Annotated in this window: 10 protein-coding genes; 1 reads left to right on the top strand and 9 read right to left on the bottom strand. The window is 57.1% G+C overall.

What is annotated here, in order from left to right; translation table 11 throughout:
- Positions 1 to 130: 130 nt before the first annotated feature.
- A complete protein-coding gene (locus HMPREF2942_RS01660; protein ID WP_239662192.1) occupies positions 131 to 1,159 on the top strand; it encodes a dihydrodipicolinate synthase in 1,029 nt (342 codons plus the stop codon).
- Positions 1,160 to 1,327: 168 nt separating this feature from the next.
- Here the strand turns inward: HMPREF2942_RS01660 and HMPREF2942_RS01655 are convergent, their stop codons facing one another.
- The 9 genes from HMPREF2942_RS01655 to HMPREF2942_RS01615 all read right to left on the bottom strand — a co-directional run bounded on the left by HMPREF2942_RS01655 (position 1,328) and on the right by HMPREF2942_RS01615 (position 17,892).
- A complete protein-coding gene (locus HMPREF2942_RS01655) occupies positions 1,328 to 3,031 on the bottom strand; it encodes an ABC transporter family substrate-binding protein (protein WP_070688098.1) in 1,704 nt (567 codons plus the stop codon).
- A 249-nt stretch (positions 3,032 to 3,280) separates the two neighbouring features.
- Positions 3,281 to 4,987: an ABC transporter family substrate-binding protein gene (locus tag HMPREF2942_RS01650; RefSeq protein ID WP_049346618.1), complete on the bottom strand. Its 1,707-nt coding sequence runs from the start codon at positions 4,985 to 4,987 to the stop codon at positions 3,281 to 3,283.
- 330 nt (positions 4,988 to 5,317) lie between these two features.
- A complete protein-coding gene (locus HMPREF2942_RS01645) occupies positions 5,318 to 7,027 on the bottom strand; it encodes an ABC transporter family substrate-binding protein (protein WP_070688096.1) in 1,710 nt (569 codons plus the stop codon).
- A 443-nt stretch (positions 7,028 to 7,470) separates the two neighbouring features.
- Positions 7,471 to 9,171, bottom strand: coding sequence for an ABC transporter family substrate-binding protein (locus HMPREF2942_RS01640; RefSeq protein ID WP_049354461.1), 1,701 nt, complete (start codon positions 9,169 to 9,171; stop codon positions 7,471 to 7,473).
- 408 nt (positions 9,172 to 9,579) lie between these two features.
- The gene (locus HMPREF2942_RS01635; RefSeq protein WP_070688094.1) at positions 9,580 to 11,310 is read right to left on the bottom strand and encodes an ABC transporter family substrate-binding protein; all 1,731 of its coding nucleotides are present in this window, start codon (positions 11,308 to 11,310) and stop codon (positions 9,580 to 9,582) included.
- 368 nt (positions 11,311 to 11,678) lie between these two features.
- Entirely contained in the window at positions 11,679 to 13,376 is a 1,698-nt protein-coding gene (locus tag HMPREF2942_RS01630) for an ABC transporter family substrate-binding protein (RefSeq protein ID WP_070483309.1), read from the bottom strand.
- A gap of 429 nt (positions 13,377 to 13,805) precedes the next feature.
- Positions 13,806 to 15,899, bottom strand: a complete 2,094-nt coding sequence (locus HMPREF2942_RS01625) for an ABC transporter ATP-binding protein (protein WP_049359635.1) — start codon at positions 15,897 to 15,899, stop codon at positions 13,806 to 13,808.
- The gene (locus HMPREF2942_RS01620) at positions 15,899 to 16,900 is read right to left on the bottom strand and encodes an ABC transporter permease (RefSeq protein WP_005507216.1); all 1,002 of its coding nucleotides are present in this window, start codon (positions 16,898 to 16,900) and stop codon (positions 15,899 to 15,901) included. The genes HMPREF2942_RS01625 and HMPREF2942_RS01620 overlap by 1 nt, the downstream gene beginning before the upstream one ends.
- Positions 16,897 to 17,892 (bottom strand): ABC transporter permease, encoded by a 996-nt coding sequence (locus HMPREF2942_RS01615; protein WP_005507218.1) that lies wholly within the window; start codon positions 17,890 to 17,892, stop codon positions 16,897 to 16,899. Before HMPREF2942_RS01615 ends, HMPREF2942_RS01620 begins: the two co-directional genes overlap by 4 nt.
- Positions 17,893 to 18,309: the final 417 nt, after the last annotated feature.

Here is an 18,309-nt window from a genome sequence, read left to right as displayed (position 1 = left end):
GATGTGCTGTTTCCTGATGTGCTGATTCTTTGGGCAGGGTTTGCTGGGGTTTAGGCACTAGCCGGGGGGGGTATTTCTGCTAATGTAAGAATACGCTCAACAAGGAAGTTCTCAGGTGATATGGAGTACGATGATGTCTTCTGATACTAGGACGTGGGATACCGGAGTGTGGGAAGAGCAGCAAAAAGAGCTACGCGCTCTTTCTCCTGTTCGGCGGCTGATGCGCCGGCTCAATCTTGAGGCGCTCGTCTACGAGTCCGCGCCGTTTCCGGTTCTGTTGCGTAAGCTCTCCGCGCTGATTCCAGCGTGCCTTCTGTGGTGGGTTATCTACGAGCCGCACCGGCTTGCTTCCTCCACCAGCCTCCCCGAGGGTACTCACGCTATTACGTTGCTCCCCGGAGCCTGGGGTGACCCCGCTACGGGGGCTTATGGAGGTCTTCCTGAGCTGCCGGGGGTCCTCGTGCGCTGGGTGCTGTGCATCGCGGCAATGGTGGCTGTCGTTCATGTCTGTGGCGTCAAGGCGAAGGGGCAGAGCTTCACCATTCCTCACGATGCGCGTTCACGGTTGATTGCTCTGATGCAGGCTCTGGGCATTTTCGGTGCTTTTGCGCTGGTCGTCTGGATTGAGTACATGATGACTCCGCTGACCCTCATGTTTGAAACCGTGTACGCGGGCCCCACCGCAGCCTATAGCGGCGACGGCATGATTCCCCTGCACCTGTTCCTGTCCTCGTCGTTGAGCGCTATTTTCTTGGGCTATTTCTGCGTGAACATTCTTGCCTCGCTGAATATCCCCGGGTACCTGGGCATCCCCGCAATTATTTACGTGGGGGCGCTTCCTTGGGCTCAGGCGGAGCGGCACCAGTTCACGTTGGCGCTGGCGTGGGTCATTGCGGTGACGCTGGTGAGTTGGCTTGTGCGCGGCATGTGGGGCACTCTGCTCGCCTGCGTGGGCTATTCTCTCTGGATTGTGCTGGTGGCAACCAGCGGTGATCCTTTTGACCTGTCCGCCAATATGAGCCGTGTGCTCGTGATTTTGGGTTTCCCGCTGGCGTTTATCGTTGCTGGAGGCGGCATTTACCGCATCTTCTATCTGCGGCAGAACCCGAAGATGCTGAGGTACCTGCAGGAGCGTGCCCTGTACCTGGGCGAGTGGTAGCAGCCAGTTAGAGTGGCGCTCCCCTAGTTTTTGTAATTACATATCCCGCTAATGTATCCAGCTAAAGGACGCAGAACAAGCGGGACAGAAAAATCCCGGGCACTCTCTCGTGAGAGTACCCGGGATTTCGAGTCCTACAGGACGACTAGAGCGTTACCGCAAGCGGTACTACTCCTGCCAGCCAACGTTGACCCAGTAGTCAGCGCTGGTGTAGCTCTGCTTGAACAGGGACGGACCGTAGTTCGCAACCTTAGCCTTGACAGCGGCGTACATCGGGCCGTTTGCGTAGGGCAGGTACACTGCGACCTTCTCGTAGTAGAGCTTCTCCGCCTCGTTAGCGATCTTGATGCGCTCGTCTTCCTTCTCGGTGTTCTGCAGCTTCTCGATGAGCTTATCAACTTCGGGGTCACCGACTCCGAACACCTCGGTGGTGAAGAAGTAGGGTGCCGAGGAAGCCAGGTCGGGCAGAACGCCCCAACCGGTGAAGATTGCTTCGTAGCTCTTTTGGCCGAGCACGGAGTTGGAGTTCGACTGCGGCTGGTTGTCAGCGCTCAGGCGGATACCTGCGGACTTCAGCTGCTGCTCCAGAATCTGGTAGACCGCCTGGTAGACAGCCTCGGAACCGAAGGAGGTCAGAGCGAAGCCAGCAACCTTGCCGTTCTTAGCGTAGTAGTCGCCGGACTTGGAGTAGCCTGCGGCCTCCAGGATCTTAGCGGCTGCCTGTGCACCGGTGTCACCAGCGTAGTTGTTCTGGTAACCCTTCTGGAACGGCATCGCGATGATGGAGCCGGGCAGCGGCTCGGTCCAGCCGAGCTGCGAGAAGTATGCCTTAGCGATCTGCTCGCGGTCCACAGAAGCAAGGATTGCGCGGCGCAGTGCCAGGTCCTCGATGCGCTTGGGGTTCAGCTGAATGATGTTGACGTTGGTGTTCTGGCTCTGGCGAATCTCGGTGCCTGCCTGGCCCTTCACAGCGTTGTAGCTGGTTGCGCCCACGAAGGTGAAGGCGTCCAGTTCGCCGTTCTTGAAGCTTGCGCGGATTGCTTCGGAGTCCATCTGACGCCAGATGATGCGGTCCAGGATCGGCTTCTCGCCCCACCACTTGTCGTTCTTGACCAGGGTGAGAACCTTCTGGGAGGAGTTCCACTCGCCAACCTTGAAGGGGCCAGCCCAGTACTGGTCGAGGGGCTTGTCAACGAAGCCTTCGTTGAAGAGGTTGACGTCTTCCAGTGCGGGGTGGATTGCGAAGGCGCACAGACCCTCGGAGGGGTAGTACGGAGCCTTCATGGTGACCTTGACGTGGAAGTTGTCGCCGTCCACAGCCTCGATGCTCTCAACCTGCTGCCACATGGTGTTGTCGGTGATGTGGTAGGGGTTGTCGGTGGTTGCGCGGTAGACCTTCCACACGGCGCGAACAGCGTTCACGTCCATGGGGGTGCCGTCGTTGAAGGCAGCCTTGGGGTTGATCTTGAAGGTCGCGGTCTGCACACCATCGACGGTCTCGGTCTTGTGCTCGGTGCAGAACTCGGGGTTGAGGGTGCCTTCGCCTTCGGGGCTCATGGTGTAGAAGCCCATCACGGCGGGAATGTTACAGGGTGCCAGAGCGTCCAGGTTGCTGGAGGTGTAGCCGCTCTGGGTCTGCAGGTTGAAGTTCGGGCCCAGGGCGGTAGCCGCGAGGGTCAGGGTGCCACCCTGCTTGAGAGAGGAACGGTCCTGCTTGTTGACCTGAAGGTTCTTCAGAATATCTTCAGCGTTGTTAGCGGCGCTACCGCCAACCTTTTCCTTCGAGCTGCCGCAGGCAGCCAGTAGACCAACGGTGCCGAGGGCAACGGTGCCGGTCAGGAGGGTACGGCGAGAGACAGACATGCTCTTCATGGAATTTCTCCTAGAGTATTCGCAGTGTTGTGGAGGCGGTACGCGAACGGTGCGTAACCCACACTCCAACCCGGCGGGAGGACAGTCTCTGCCGGGGTTGCGGGCAGAATGCCCACATTTGTTTTAAGTATATCCGTGCGACTCTCTTAGGAACGGGAAAGCGGCGTGCTACAGAAGGTTTTAATCCTTTTGTAACACGCCGCTGTAGCGCTTTTACCCCTTATGGAGTGTGTGAGCGGTGCTCAACGCTTAGTTTTGCTTCTCCCAACCGACGTTGATCCATACGTTCGGGTTGTAGTAGGGCAGGCCGAAGAGCATGGGGCCGTAGTTCGCCAGGCCCTTACGGCACGCCTTGAAGTTCGGGCCGTTGTGGGTGGGCACGTAGATGGCGACCTCGTCCAGGTGGCGCTTCTCCAGCTCGTTCATGATCTTGAGCTGTTCCTTCGGGTCCTCGGTGGACATCATGGTTGCTGCCAGCGAGTCCAGATCCTTACCGTGACCGTTGTTGGTCTCGGAGATGTAGAAGTAGTTCGCCGCATCCACCGGGGAGGTGGTGATGCCGTAGCCACCGGTCTTAATCGCGAAGTTCTTCGAGGAGATGATGCTCGACATTTCAGAGGCACCGTGGTTCTCGATGGTCAGTTCAACGCCGATTTCCTTCATCTGCTGGACGAGGAACTGCGCGGTGGAGCTGACAACCGGGTCGCTACCGAAGGTGATGACCGGGTAGGAGACCTTAGCGCCGTCCTTGGTGTAGTAGTCACCGGACTTGGTGTAGCCTGCGTCCTCAAGGATCTTGGTAGCGACGTCCTTGCCGAGCTTGGTCGGGTAGTTGTCCTGGTAGCCTTCCTGCATGGGCAGCATGCACATGGAGCCGGGCAGGGTTTCCTTCCAGCCGAGCTTCTCGTAGCGCAGCTTCTGCAGCTGCTCACGGTTGAGGGCTGCAACGAATGCGCGGCGGACGGGCAGGGGCACCTTTTCGGGGTTGATTTCGTAGTTGCCCACGCTGAGAGCGCTACCCTTGCGAATGTCGGTGTTTGCCACGCCGGAGAGCTCGTTGTAGGAGCTGAGGGTGCTGGCATCCACGTAGTCGATTTCGCCGTTCTTGTAAGCTGCCTGCTCTGCCTGGGAACTCATTTCACGCCAGGTGATGCGCTCAAGAGCGGGCTTCTGGCCCCACCACTTCTCGTTGCGGACGACGGTGAGCACCTTGGAGGAGGAGTTCCACTCGCCGACCTTGAAGGGGCCTGCCCAGTACTGGTCGAGGGGCTTGTCGTTCAGGCCGTCGTTGAAGAATTTGGGATCGGCGAATGCCGGGTGCAGGAACGAGGTGAAGCTGCCTTCGATGGGGTACCAGGGCTTGGACATGGTGACCTTCACGTGGCGGGTATCGCCGTCCACAGCCTCGACGCTTGCGACCTGTTCCCAGATGGGCGAGGGGGTGATCTGGTAGTCCGAACCGGATGCCGCGGCGGTGTAGATGGTCTGGTAGCTCTTGACGGCGTTCACGTCGATGGGGGTACCGTCGTTGAAGGCTGCCTTGGGGTTGATCTTGAAGGTCACGGTCTGCACGCCGTCAACGGTTTGCGCCTTGTATTCGGTGACGTAGTCCTTGTTCATGTGCGACTCGCCGCGGAAGTCAGCGTAGAAGCCGCCGGTGAAGGCAGAGTTGATAGCCGCCTGAATATTCAGGTTACCGGCGGTGTAGCCGTTGGTGTTGAGGATGTTGAAGTTCGGGCCGATGCCATCAGCGCTCAGTCGCAGCTCGCCGCCGTCCTTGAGGGCGGAGCGATCCTTCTCGTTGTAGGAGACTGCCTTGGACAGGTCGTCACCGGCAGAGAGAGCGCTGGTTTCGTTCTTGGAGGAGTTGCCGCCGCAGGCTGCGAGCAGGCCGACGGTACCCAGGGCAACGGTGCCGGTGAGCAGGGTACGACGGTTGAGAGTGAAAGTGGTCATTAGTTTTCCTCGGTTAGGTGAGATGCTGAATTTTTGTACGCGGGGGAACACAACCCGCACATCTTTGTGACAGCACGCACATTTTGCATTGAGATTAGTATACACACATTTCCCACGCACTATGACCTAGTTCACCGTTTTAGGGAAAATATTTCAGCCAATCCCCGAAACCACCCCACCACAAACCCTCCATCAAAAACACAGAAAAGCCCCGCAGTACCCCGCCGCTGAGGCGGAATACCGCGGGACTTCACCCTCCAGAGCCTTATACCGGCGCCTCCGAAAATTCAGAAACTACCGAATAGGAATCCAGAAAATTAACATGTGGCTTTAGTTCTGCCAACCCACATTGACCCAGCGCTTGGGGTCGGTGTAGCTGGTTGCGAAGAGGGAAGGACCGTAGTTAGCCAGCTTCTCCTTCACAGCTACGTAGCTGGGGCCGTTAGCGTAGGGGAAGTAAATAGCGACCTTCTCCATGTGCTGCTTCTCAGCCTCAGCAGCCATCTTCAACTGCTCCTCGTGGGATTCCTTCTCGTAAATGGAGGCAATGTACTTATCCAGCTCAGGATCGCCCACACCCTCGTTGATTTCGCTGGTGTAGAAGTACTGAACGCTGTCTGCGGGGTCAGCACCAATACCCCAACCGGAGAAGGCGCAGTCGTACTGCTTAGAGCCCATCACGGAGTTGAACTGGGACTGCGGCTGGTTGTCCTGCTCGAGCTTAATACCTGCTGCCTTGAGCTGCTGCTCGAGGTTCTGGAACTGAGCCAGGGAGGTTGCATCCGAACCGAAGTAGGTGATGGAGAAGCCTGCAGTCTTACCGTCCTTGGCGTAGTAGTCGCCATTCTTGGAGTAGCCTGCTGCTTCCAGGATCTTTGCCGCAGCCTCGGGGCCGGGGTTAGAAGGCATAGCGTCCTGGTAGCCCTTCTGGAAGGGCATAGCAATCATGGAGCCGGTCAGGGGCTCTTCCCAGTTGATCTGGCCGAACTTGACCTTAGCCAGCTGAGAGCGGTCAACCGCGGCGAAGACTGCACGGCGCAGGGCGGTGTCGGTCACGCGGGTCGGGTTGAACTGCAGGTTGATCACGCCGACGCTCTGGCCGGAGCGAATCTGGACACCGGGCTGACCCTTGACGGCGTTGTAGGTTGCCAGGCCAGCAAAGCCGATGCTGTCCAGCTCGCCGTTCTTGAACGCTGCGCGCTCTGCTTCGTCGCCCATTTCGCGCCAGATGATGCGATCCAGCAGAGGCTTCTCGCCCCACCACTTGTCGTTGGGCACGAGGGTGAGGGTCTTAGCCGAAGAGTTCCACTCGCCAATCTTGAAGGGGCCGGACCAGTACTGATCCATGGGCTTGTTCACGAAGCCGTTATTGAAGAGCTCCTTGTCGGTCAGTGCGGGGTGCAGACCGAGCAGGCCGAGGGTCTCAGCGGGGTACAGGGGCTTGGACATGACGATCTTGACGCGGGTCTTGTCGCCATCCACGGGGTCGATGGATGCTACCTGCTGCCAGAAGGGAGCGGCGATAACGTTGTAGCCGTCATCAGGGTTGCGGTAGACGGTCCACGCGGCGCGGATTGCCTCAACGTCAACGGGGGTGCCGTCATTGAAGACAGCCTTAGAGTTGAGCTTGAAGGTGATGGTCTGCACGCCGCCAACGGTCTCTGCCTTGTAGTCGCTGACATAGTCGTCGTTGAGGCTGTATTCGCCAGCAGGGCTTAGGGAGGTGAAGCCGATAGCGGAGGGGATGTTGCAGGCGCCACCGAATGCGGTGAGGTTCTCGGTGGTGTAGCCGCTCTGAGTCAGAATGTTGAAGTTCGGGCCGACTGCGGAGACGCTACCGCGGAACTCGCCACCCTGCTTGAGGGAGGAGCGGTCCTGCTTGTTGATTTCGAGGTTCTTGACGATTTCCTCGGTGCTTGATGCAGCCTTACCGCTGATCTTCTTGTCAGAGCCGCCGCCGCATGCAGCGAGCAGGCCGACGGTACCCAGGGCAACGGTGCCGGTCAGCAGGGTACGGCGATTAATACGTAGATGAGTCATGTATTCTCCTCATGCCGGAGGGCTCGGGTGCTATTCGATAAGCGCACCGTGTTGTGCGCTGATTTTTCGGGAGCGCCGAAGCTCCCGCCCATCACCTTTGTGAGAGCCCCCACATTGTTTGTGGTTGAAACACAGTATACCCCCAAAAGAAGCGACGCAGACCACAGTCCAATCCGTGGAAGAACTATACACCGTCTAAAAATCACGGGTTCAGCGCCTGAAACCGCATCATCATGCGGAAGCCGCGTGCGAAAACTAAAAAATGAAATATTATGTAGCATTGGCGCGCGAGCGCGTCACACCCGGTACTTTGAGAGTCGTTACAAGTTACAAGCACAGCGTCGGGGCAACTAAAGCGCGCTGAACCCTCCACAAGAAAAAGCTCCCCACCCCTATACGACACTGCGAAAACGTATAGGGGGCAGGGAGCTTAAAACTGCGGCTTATGCCATCCAGCCGACGGTAGACCAGTCGGTGGTCTTGAAGAGGAACGCACCGTAGTTAGCGAGCTTCGGGCGGCATGCCTTGAAGTCCGGGCCATTGAGGAAGGGGATGAAGAGGCAAACCTCGCTCATGTGCTTCTTCTCAATTTCGTTGCACTTCTCGGCGCGCTTAGCGTCATCGAGGATGGTGACCATCTCGTCGACCATAGCGTCGATTTCGGGGGTGCCGACGCCGTTCCAGTTCTTGGAGTGGTAGAAGTACTCGGCTGCACTGGTCGGCTCGGAGGTCACGCCGAAGCCCGAAATGCTTACGTCGTACTCGCGGTTACCAACAACCTTCGAGAATTCAGACTGTGCACGCGAATCGAGCTCGAAGTTAATGCCGATTTCCTTCATGCTCTGGATGAAGGTCTGTGCCTGGCCCTTGGTGGTGGCGTCATCACCGAAGGTGGTCAGCTTCAAGGTGATGGTCTTGCCGTCCTTCGCGTAGAAGTCGCCGGACTTGGTGTAGCCTGCCTTCTCCAGGACCTTGCGTGCTTCCTCCGGGTTACGTGCCGGGTAGTTGTCGCGGTAGTACTGGGAGGAACCCAACAGAAGCATCGAGCCGGGAACTTCTTCTTCGTAGGGCAGACCCTGGAAGCGAATCTTTGCCAGAGCACCACGGTCGATACCCAGGAAGATTGCCTTACGGACAGCAACATCAGTGATGTGCTCTGCGTTCAGGTTCATGCCGCCGGCGAAGAGGCGGCGACCGCGGCGGATTTCAGAGTTTGCAACGTCCTTCATCTCGTTGTAGGCGCTGAGGGTACGTGATTCCACGACGTCCAGCTCGCCGTTCTTGTAGGCGGCGCGAGCTGCAGCGTCTGCCATTTCACGCACGACGATGCGGTCCAGCTTGGGCTTCTCACCCCACCACTTGTCGTTGGGCACAGCAGTGAAGGTCTTCTCGGAGGAGTTCCAGCCGTTGGGTGCCAGGGTGAAGGGGCCGCAACCGAGCTCGGGGTGGGGGTTGTCCACGAAGCCTTCGTTGAAGAGGTTTACGTCGAGCATTGCCGGGTGCAGGATTCCGCCGAAGAGCAGACCCTTGACGGGGTTGTGTGCGGTCTTGAAAACAACGCGTGCGTGGTAGCGGTCGCCATCGATAGCTTCAACGCTTTCGATGTACTCGTAGATACCTGCTGCGGCAATCTTGTATTCGCCGTCGGGGTCACGCTGGATCTGCCAGGTTGCCTTGAGAGCGTCGATGTCGATGGGGGTGCCGTCGTTGAAGACTGCCTTGGGGTTCAGGCGAACCTCTGCGGTGATCTTGCCGTCTACTTCCTTAGCTTCGAAGCCGAGGCAGTAGTTGGGGTCGAGCTCATCTTCGCCCTTGAAGGTGCTGCGCCAGATGCCGGCACCGGCGATAACGCCCATGGTTTCGGAGACGGAGGTGCTCGAGCCGTTCTGGGAGAAGCGGTTGAAGTCCGGACCAAGGGAGTAAGTGCTCAGGTTCAGGGTACCGCCCTGCTTGAGCTTCGAGGCATCCTGCTCGTTGATTTCATAGAACGGGGTTTCGCTTGCCTTGTGCTCGGTCTTGGAGGACGAGGAGCCACAAGCGCTCAGTACGCCGGCAGCAGCGACGGCGGTTGCGCCGCCGAACAGTACGCGGCGGCTCATGATCGGGTTGAATCCGGAGAGGGAGGGGATGGGGTGGGGGCTCATGATGGGCTCCTTGTGGGTGTGGACTGCGCTGATGCAGTGTTTGCAGTGTAGAGTGGGTGGCTTGCGTGCTCTGGAGGCGGGGTTTCCGTCTGCAGGAGCGCCTGCTATCTGCGGTGATGGGCGGGCAGGTCAAGCCATGCAAAATAATGTGACCTAAAGCTATGTTCTAAGCCACATTTAATATTTTTAGTAGTGTACACCACATAAATCACTACAGGTGCGCAACACGATAAATATTTCTCAATTATTACGCCCGACCCTAATGCAGCGGGCCTAAATCCATATCGACACAACCCCACTATCCTTCGCGCAACACCCCTCCCCCACCTCCAGAAATAGCCAACGGGCACAGCAAAGCGGGCCGAACGCGCATATACGCATTCGACCCGCTCGCAAGACAGGCACCTTTTAGGAGTTCATCCAGCCCACAGCAGCCCAGTCCATCGACTTGTACAGGCGCGGACCGTAGTTAGCCAGAGTCTTCTTGACCATCACAAAGTCAGGACCGTTCGTAATGGTGCCCAGGAAGGCGAACTCCGCCATGTGCTTCTTCTCAATCTCGTTGCAGGCGAGGTTACGTTCCTTGTCATCCTCAATGAGGGTCATGGCGTCGATGAGGGCATCGATTTCCTTGCTGCCGATACCTTCGTTGTTCTCGGAGTAGTAGAACTGCTTGGTACTCTCGGTCGCGTCAGCAGAGACCGAGTAGCCGCTGAAGGAAATATCGTAGTCCCAGTTGCCCAGAATGGTGGCGAACTCGCTATCGGCGTGCTGATCAATCCGGATCTCGATACCGACATCCTTCATCTGCTGAGTGAAGGTCTGAGCCTTACCCTTGTTGGTCGGATCGTCACCGAAGACCACCACTGCGCAGCCAGCCTTCGTGCCGTCCTTCTCGTAGTAGTCGCCGTTCTTGGTGTAGCCGGCGGCCTCCAGAATCTTCTGCGCCTCCGAAACACTATTATTCGGGGTCGGGTAAGAATCCTGGTAGTAGGGCGAGAAGGGCATATGAATCATCGAACCGGGGATAGCTTCCTCGTAGGGCAGACCCTGGAACTGAATCTTTGCGAGTGCTTCACGGTTGGTGCCGACGAAGATTGCCTTACGCAGGGCAGCATCCTTGACGCGGCGGGGATTGATATCCAGGCCACCGGCGTAGAGGCGGGTGCCCTTACGCAGTTCGGTACCCGCAATGTTCTTCACCTCGGCATAGGTGGAGGAGGTGCTCGCACCGATAGCGTCAATTTCGTCGTTCTTGAACGCGGCACGTGCAGCGCTGGACTCCATCTGGGTAAAGACAATCTTGTCCAGCAGGGGCTTGGTGCCCCACCACTTGTCATTGGGCACAACACTGAAGGTCTTCGCGGTGGAGTCCCAGCCCTTATCCGCCAGGGTGAAGGGGCCAGCCCAGTACTCGGGGTGGGGCTCATCCACGAAGCCGTTGTTGAAGAGCTCGACGTCTTCCAGTGCGGGGTGCAGAATCTCAGAGAAGAGGCTCTGCAGCGGGTAGAAGGGCTTGGAGAAAGTGACGGTTGCGCTGTAGTCGTCTTCGCCCTTTTCTACGGATTCAACGAATTCGTAGATGCCGCTGGTGACGATGTTGTAGCCGTTATCCAGGCTCTTGAAGATGTTCCAGGTGGACTGGAGCGCCTTGTAGGTGATGGGGGTGCCATCGTTGAAGACAGCCTTGGGGTTGAGCTTGACGGCAACCTGAATCTTATCGTCCTTCTTGCTGTGCTCGAAGGAGACAGCGAAGTCGGTGTTCAGCTTGTAGGTGCCGTCAAAGTCGAGGTTCCACATGCCGGCCTGGCTGATGGTGCTCATAACGTTGACGTTATCGCTGGTGTTACCGCTCTGGGTGTAGAAATTGAAGTTCGGACCGATGGATCCGGCGGGCAGGCGCAGGGTGCCGCCCTTCTTCAGGCTGTTCACGTCCTGAGCGTTGATGTTGTAGAGGTCTTCGATATTGGCACCGGCGCCGGCTGCCTTGGTCTTCTCAGAGCTTGCGCTGCCGTTGCCGCAGGCACTGAGCAGACCTACAGCTCCCAGAGCCGCGGTGCCGCCAATGAGGGCGCGGCGGCTGAAGCTGTTCTTGGTCGCTTCGTGGCTGCTCGCGGTGTATGCGGTGTTGGCGGTCATGGGAGTGGTTTCCTTCTGTCTTGTGCGGGCGGGTTTATCCCGTATCCCCGAAGTAATGATTATTTATACAGAGCACTGCATAACTTTGTATGACTCCACTGTAGCGCACCTCGGGAGCGGAAACCAAGCATTTTCACAATATTTCTTAATATTTATCGTATTTTCTGAATATTCATACCATGAATACCCTGTTTTTGTGCGAATTTTTCGGATTTTTCCGGATAGCTATACCACCGCTCCCCTACATCGATATACAAAAGCACCCAAAGCACCCCTCCAGATATGCAAAAAGTGTCCACCCGGATGATCCGGGTGGACACTTTCATATAGCTCCAGGCTATTCACCTAGTAGGTGAAGGGAAGAGGACTTACTTAGCCCAACCGACCTTCTCCCAGTGAATACCATTGCCCTGGTAGAGGGAAACGCCGTAGTTGCGCAGACCCTTCTTGACGAACTTGTACTCGGGACCATTGAAGAGCGGAACCAGCACAGCAATCTCAGAGAGGTGCTTCTTCTCAATCTCGTTACATGCCAGGTTGCGTTCCTTGTCGTCAGCAATGAGCTTCATCTTCTCGATCATCTCATTGATTTCGTCGGTGCCAGCGTCCTCGGGCTTCTCACGCAGGTAGAACTGCTGGGTAGCCTGGGTAGCATCCGGGTCACTCAGAGCGTAGCCCGATGCAGTTGCGTCGTAGTCCTTAGCCTGCATTGCCTTACCGAATTCGCTTGCAGCGCGGGATTCGAGCTCAACATTAATGCCGACAGCCTTGAGCTGCTGAACAACGGTCTGAGCAACAGCCTTGGAGGTGGGGTCCTCGCCGAAGACGGAGTACTTGAAGGCAGCCTGCTTGCCGTCCTTCTCGTAGAACTCGCCGTTCTTGGTGTAACCTGCCTCTTCCAGAATCTTCGATGCAGCAGCTGCATCGTTGTTCGGGGTCGGGTAGACATCCTGGTAGTACTCGGAGAAGGGCATGTGAATCATCGAACCGGGCTGCTTCTCTTCGTAATCCAGACCCTGGAAACGAACCTTGGCAATTGCCTCACGGTTCATGCCAGCGACCACAGCGCGGCGCAGAGCAACGTCCTGCATGCGGGCGGGGTTCATGACCATGCCGCCGGAGAAGAGGCGAACACCGCGACGCATCTCGGTGTTAGCAATTTCCTTCAGCTCCTTGTAGCTTGCAGCAGCGGTAGCGGGAGCAGCGTCAATTTCATCGTTCTTGAACGCCGCACGCTCAGCAGCGGAATCCATCTGACGGAAGACGATGCGCTCCAGAACAGGCTTCTCGCCCCACCACTTGTCATTGCGGGTCAGGGTCAGGGTCTTCTCGGAGGAGTTCCAGCCGCCCTCAGCTACAGTGAAGGGACCAGTAGCGTATTCGGGGTGCGGGTTGTCCACGAAGCCTTCGTTGAAGAGGTTCTTATCCAGCAGAGCCGGGTGCAGAATTTCACCGAAGAGGATGTTCAGGGGGTAGTACGGCTTTGCGAAAGTGACCTTGACCTTGAAGTCATCACCGTCGCGCTCAACGGAGCCAACGCTGCTGTAGATACCGCTGGTCTCAATCTTGTAGTCGCCATCGACGCTCTTGAGGATGTTCCAGGTAGCCTGCAGCGCCTTGTAGTCGATGGGGGTACCGTCGTTGAACTTAGCCTGGGGGTTCAGCTCAATGGAGACAACGGGCAGACCGTTTTCCTCAGCGATTTCGAAGCTCTTTGCAAAGTCGGTAGACAGGGTGCGCTTACCCATGGGGTTAGCCTGCCAGAGACCGCTGTAGTACATGGGGCTCAGAGCAGCCTGGGTGTAGGAGGTAACACCGGTGCCGAAGAGGTTGAAGTTCGGACCCAGTGCAGTCACAGACAGGCGCAGGGTACCGCCCTGCTTCAGGTCCGAAACAGCGGTCTCAGCAATGTCGTAAAGTTCCTTGGCATCGGTACCCGCGGTTGCTCCCTGGGTGGTTGCCTTGGAGTCCTTGGACGAGCCGCACGCAGCCAGTACGCCCGCGGTACCCAGTGCTGCAGCGCCACCGAGAACGGTACGACGGTTCAGGATGAAATTCTTCTCCATGAGAGTGTCCTCTTATACGTTTGACCCTCAATAATCCTGCAGGAAAGCGTCAAGGGTTCCCTGCTCATGCGCCGCAATAGGCTGCGGTGAGCGATGAATTAGTGCCGGTCTATGAATGTGTTCCTTGAGGTACGCCCCTAGCGGCGCACCCACAGGCTTAATTATGGCTTACTGCCGGCAGGAAAGCCCTTCCATAAATATTCATATCTTGAATGGTGAGAAAGGTTATACCTAGTCAGTGCAGTTTTATCTGTTTCCTGGAGGATTTCAGTGCCTAGCGCCACATTCTGCGGCTCGCACCGTCTCACTAGGTGACAATCTCGAACAACGTACAGCCCACCAATACCGGGCATAAAAAACCCGAGGGGCGAATATTCAACGAATATTCGCCCCTCGGCACACATGCGACTTATTCAGCCGACTCTAGAGCTACACCGTAGCGGCCTCAGCCTCAGGGTAGTAGCAAGCATAACCGTGATCCTGGCCCTCAACGGGGGTCAGTTCCGGCATCTCCTCCAAGCAACGACGCTTCTTGTCCTCAGGCAGAAGCTTGAAGACCGGGCAACGGCTCGAGAAGCCACAGCCCTTAGGCGCGTTCACCGGAGTGGGCAGGTCGCCCTCAAGCATAATGCGGTGGCGCTTTGCCTCAACCTCGGGGTCCGGAACCGGAATCGCCGAGAGCAGTGCACGGGTGTACGGGTGAATCGGGTTGTCGAACACCTGGTCGACGTCACCGATCTCAACAATACGACCCAGGTACATCACTGCAACGCGGTCGGATGCGTGGCGAATCACCGCGAGGTCGTGAGCAACCATCAGGTAGCTCAGACCCAGGTTTGCACGCAGCTCCTCCAGAAGGTTGATCACACCAGCCTGGACGGACACGTCCAGTGCGGACACCGGCTCATCCAGAACCACGAGCTTGGGGTTCACAGCAAGCGCACGAGCAATACCGATACGCTGACGCTGACCACCAGAGAACTGGTTCGGGAAGCGGTTCACGTGGTCAGGCTGCAGACCCACAATGTGCATCAGCTCGATGACGCGCTTCTTGATGTCTGCCTTGTTCATGCCCTGGTTTTCCAGGGGCTCAGCCAGCACCTCGTAAACGGTAAAGCGCGGATCCAGAGCACCGGTGGGGTCCTGGAACACCATCTGCTGGTTCTTACGCAGCTCAAGAATCTCACCTGCGGACTTGCCGTCCTTGGTGGAGGTTCCGTTAATCAGAATCTCACCGTCGGTGTTCTTATTGAACTCCATGATTTCCAGCAGGGTGGTGGTCTTACCACAACCGGACTCACCCACAATGGAGAAGCACTCGCCCTCACGAATATCGAAGGACAGGCCGTTCACAGCCTTCACAGTGCCCACGCGGCGCTTAATCAGTGCACCCTTCATGAGCGGGAAGTGCTTCTTGACGTTGCGGACCTCCAGGACGGGGGCACGCTCCTCACGCGGAATACCGTCGTACTTCGATACCGGGGGTTCCGGAACCGGGTACAGCTCGTCAGCGGTCTTACCGACCAGCTCCTGAGAGATGGTGCAGGAGGAGTAGTGACCCTCGCCAACGCCTTCCAGCAGCTGCAGATCGGGCTCGCCGTTGGAGTCCTGGCAGCACTGGCCACCGCTCTTAGCGATGGGGCAACGCGGGCGGAAGGAGCACGCGGTCACCGGGTTAATCAGGTTCGGAGGGGTACCCTCAATCGGAACCAGGGAGACCTTCTCGGAACGGTCCACACGCGGGACCGCACCCAGCAGACCGATGGTGTACGGGTGGGAGGGATGCTTGTACAGGTCTTCTGCCTTCGCAATCTCCACCGGCTTACCGGCGTACATCACCAGAATGTCGTCAGCCATACCAGCCACAACACCGAGGTCGTGGGTAATCATGATGGTCGCTGCGCCGGTCTCTTCCTGAGCCTTCTGCATAACCTCCAGCACCTGCGCCTGAATGGTCACATCCAGCGCGGTGGTGGGCTCATCGGCGATGAGCACGCGGGGGTCATTCGCAATCGCCATAGCGATCATGATGCGCTGACGCATACCACCGGAGAACTCGTGCGGGAAGGAACGCAGGCGGTCAGCCGGCGAAGGAATACCCACCATACGCATCAGCTCGATGGAACGGTCCTTGATAGCCTGCTTGCTCATGCCCTTGTTGTGGACCTTGAGCACCTCAGCAATCTGGTCACCAATGGTGTACACGGGGGTCAGCGAGGACAGCGGATCCTGGAAAATCATAGAGATTTCCTTGCCGCGGTATGCGCACATTTCCTTATCGCTCAGACCCAGCAGCTCGGTGCCGTTGTACTTAACCGAACCGGTGATGTCAGCGGTGGTCGGGTGCAGGCCCATGATCGCCATGGAAGCAACGGACTTACCGGAACCGGACTCACCCACAATACCCAGGGTCTTACCGGGGTACAGGTCAAAGTTCACACCGCGAACAGCGTGCACGACGCCATTCTCAGTGTTGAAGCGGACGTTGAGGTCCTTAACGCTCAGAACGGGAGAGGTACTCATTAGTTCTTCGCCTCCTTTGCAGCGGCAGCGGGTGCCTCTGCCTTCTCGTTCTTCTTGGACTTCTTGATCTTACCGACCGACATCGAAGTCGGGTCGAATGCGTCACGCAGACCGTCGTTCATGAGGGCCAGCGGACCAACCAGCAGGAAGAAGAACAGAACCGGGAACCAGAACATGTGCGGCAGGGTGTTAATCTGCTGCGAAGCATCCGAAATCAGCGAGCCCAGCGAGTAGTTGGGGTACTTAATACCGATGCCGATGAAGGAGTAAGCGACCTCAGAGAGCACAGCGCCCATGATGCCGCTGGTGAAGTTCAGAACCAGCAGGGAGCCAATGTTCGGAACCAGGTGGCGCATCACAATCTTGAAGGGGTGCACACCCATGTAGCGTGCAGCCTTCACGAAGTCGCGGTTGATGAGGGACTGCGCCATTGCACGAATAACACGGGCGCTACCCATCCAGCCGAAGGCAATCAGCACTGCAGAGAGCAGAACCCAGGTGGGGACGCTCTTCTGAATCTGCTTACCAACCTGACCGTTAATCAGAATTGCCAGAATCAGCAGCGAGGGAACCATGATCAGGGTCTCGAGGATGAACAGCATAATCTTGTCAATCCAGCCACCGAAGTACGCCATCACACAACCGTAAACTGCGGAGATGAACACAGTGGCCAAACCGACGACCACACCAATCTGGAGAGAGGTCCAGACGGCCTCAGACATCATGGCGAACACGTCATTACCCGCGATGGTGGTACCGAACCAGTGCTCGGCCGAGGGGCCTTCACCCAGCGCCATGTAGTCAATGTCGTTGGGCTTGTACTTGGTCAGGTACTTACCGAACAGACCGAACAGACCCATGCCGATGAACACGCACAGACCGAAGACTGCAGCCTTGTTACGCAGGAAGCGGCGCAGAATAATAACGCTCTTGTTGATGACCTTGAAGTCACCGTTCTCCTGTACCACCGGTACGGAGGAAGTTGCAGTTACCTGACTCATGAGATCCTCACTCGGGGGTCGACGATGGTGGTAGCGATATCAGCGATGATCGCACCGACAGCGAACAGTGCAGAACCGTACGCGAGGGTCACGGTCGCAGCGTTCACGTCCTGCGCGGAAATGGAGTCAATCGACCACTTACCGATACCGGGCCATGCAAAGACGGTCTCGGCGAAGAATGCACCCGCAAAAATCATCGGAATCTGGTACGCGATGGACTGTGCCACGGGGATGAAGGAGACGCGCAGTGCGTGGCGAGTAATCGCCTGGTTACGGGTCAAGCCCTTAGCACGAGCGGTACGCACGAAGTCAGCGTTCACGTTATCGAGCAGGTACTGACGCTGTGCAATCTGGTAACCAGCCCAACCGAAGATGGTCATACAGAAGGTCGGCACGACGTAGTGCGCCGCCATATCCATGGTGATTTCCCAGAATCCGGTCAGACCCGGAGTCGAAATACCGGTCACATAGAAAATCTTCTCTCCACCATTAGCAACGGCGATGTTGTTGATAGTGGTCGCGCCCTGCTGCACCACGAAGTAAGCAACGGGAGCGGGGATAATGTAGACCAGGTAGGAGTAACCGGTGATAACACGGTCAGAGAACTTGTACTGGCGAGCTGCCGAGTACACACCCAGGGCAATACCAATCACAATCGAGAGAATGGTAGCCACCAGCAGCAGGCGGGTAGAAACCCACACGCGCTGGCCAAATTCCTGGTTAATGTACGCGCCGTTGGGGCTACGGCCCCAATCGAACTTGGTGACCACATTGGTCAGCCACTGAACGTAGCGGTCCCAGGGGTTCATTTCGGGATCGAGACCCAGGGATGCGAAGTTACGGTTCACCTGCTCGGGGCTAGGCTTCGGAACCTTTTCCTGCTCCAAGAGGGCAGGCTTCAGGGCAGTAACCGCTGCAAAGTAACCCATCGTGGTCGTAATAAAGACCATGACGAGGTACGTCAGCGATCGCTGGAGGATGTACCTAAACATGGGACGGTTCCCCTCCTTGTGTAGATGTCGGTGTTAAGGCATGTGTGTCATGCTGTCCCAGTGCACTGCTTCGTGATGACTGTCACTAGGAGCATATGTACTTTATCTTATATAGCCTGTAACACTTCCACCAAACCCACATTGGGCACTTTCACCCCTTAGAACAGCCTGTATGCAAGCTAAAAGGGAGCTGGGTAAAAAAATGCCCCGGAATACCGGGGAAAAGGGGCGGATTAACAATTTTTACGAAAATTTTACATCGGAAACAATTCTCTCGACATAGGGACGTAATAACCTTTTCGATAAGCGCTTTAATGGGGCAAAACACCACGTAAACCCACTATTTAAGGGACTAAACCAACACTTCCAACCCCTAAACCAAGCACTAAGGCACACCTCTTAAGCGCGCTATTTAAG

Origin of the sequence: Rothia sp. HMSC071C12, from assembly GCF_001813895.1 — a bacterium.
Taxonomy (GTDB): domain Bacteria; phylum Actinomycetota; class Actinomycetes; order Actinomycetales; family Micrococcaceae; genus Rothia; species Rothia mucilaginosa.
Note: the sequence above shows the minus strand (reverse complement) of the source record. Positions and strands in the feature narration are given on the sequence as shown.

What these genes read in the sequence shown, in the direction of transcription:
- HMPREF2942_RS01660 (WP_239662192.1), top strand. Translation starts at nt 131, where the DNA reads ATGATGTCTTCTGATACTAGGACGTGGGATACCGGAGTGTGGGAAGAG.
- HMPREF2942_RS01655 (WP_070688098.1), bottom strand. Translation starts at nt 3,031, where the DNA reads ATGAAGAGCATGTCTGTCTCTCGCCGTACCCTCCTGACCGGCACCGTT.
- HMPREF2942_RS01650 (WP_049346618.1), bottom strand. Translation starts at nt 4,987, where the DNA reads ATGACCACTTTCACTCTCAACCGTCGTACCCTGCTCACCGGCACCGTT.
- HMPREF2942_RS01645 (WP_070688096.1), bottom strand. Translation starts at nt 7,027, where the DNA reads ATGACTCATCTACGTATTAATCGCCGTACCCTGCTGACCGGCACCGTT.
- HMPREF2942_RS01640 (WP_049354461.1), bottom strand. Translation starts at nt 9,171, where the DNA reads ATGAGCCCCCACCCCATCCCCTCCCTCTCCGGATTCAACCCGATCATG.
- HMPREF2942_RS01635 (WP_070688094.1), bottom strand. Translation starts at nt 11,310, where the DNA reads ATGACCGCCAACACCGCATACACCGCGAGCAGCCACGAAGCGACCAAG.
- HMPREF2942_RS01630 (WP_070483309.1), bottom strand. Translation starts at nt 13,376, where the DNA reads ATGGAGAAGAATTTCATCCTGAACCGTCGTACCGTTCTCGGTGGCGCT.
- HMPREF2942_RS01625 (WP_049359635.1), bottom strand. Translation starts at nt 15,899, where the DNA reads ATGAGTACCTCTCCCGTTCTGAGCGTTAAGGACCTCAACGTCCGCTTC.
- HMPREF2942_RS01620 (WP_005507216.1), bottom strand. Translation starts at nt 16,900, where the DNA reads ATGAGTCAGGTAACTGCAACTTCCTCCGTACCGGTGGTACAGGAGAAC.
- HMPREF2942_RS01615 (WP_005507218.1), bottom strand. Translation starts at nt 17,892, where the DNA reads ATGTTTAGGTACATCCTCCAGCGATCGCTGACGTACCTCGTCATGGTC.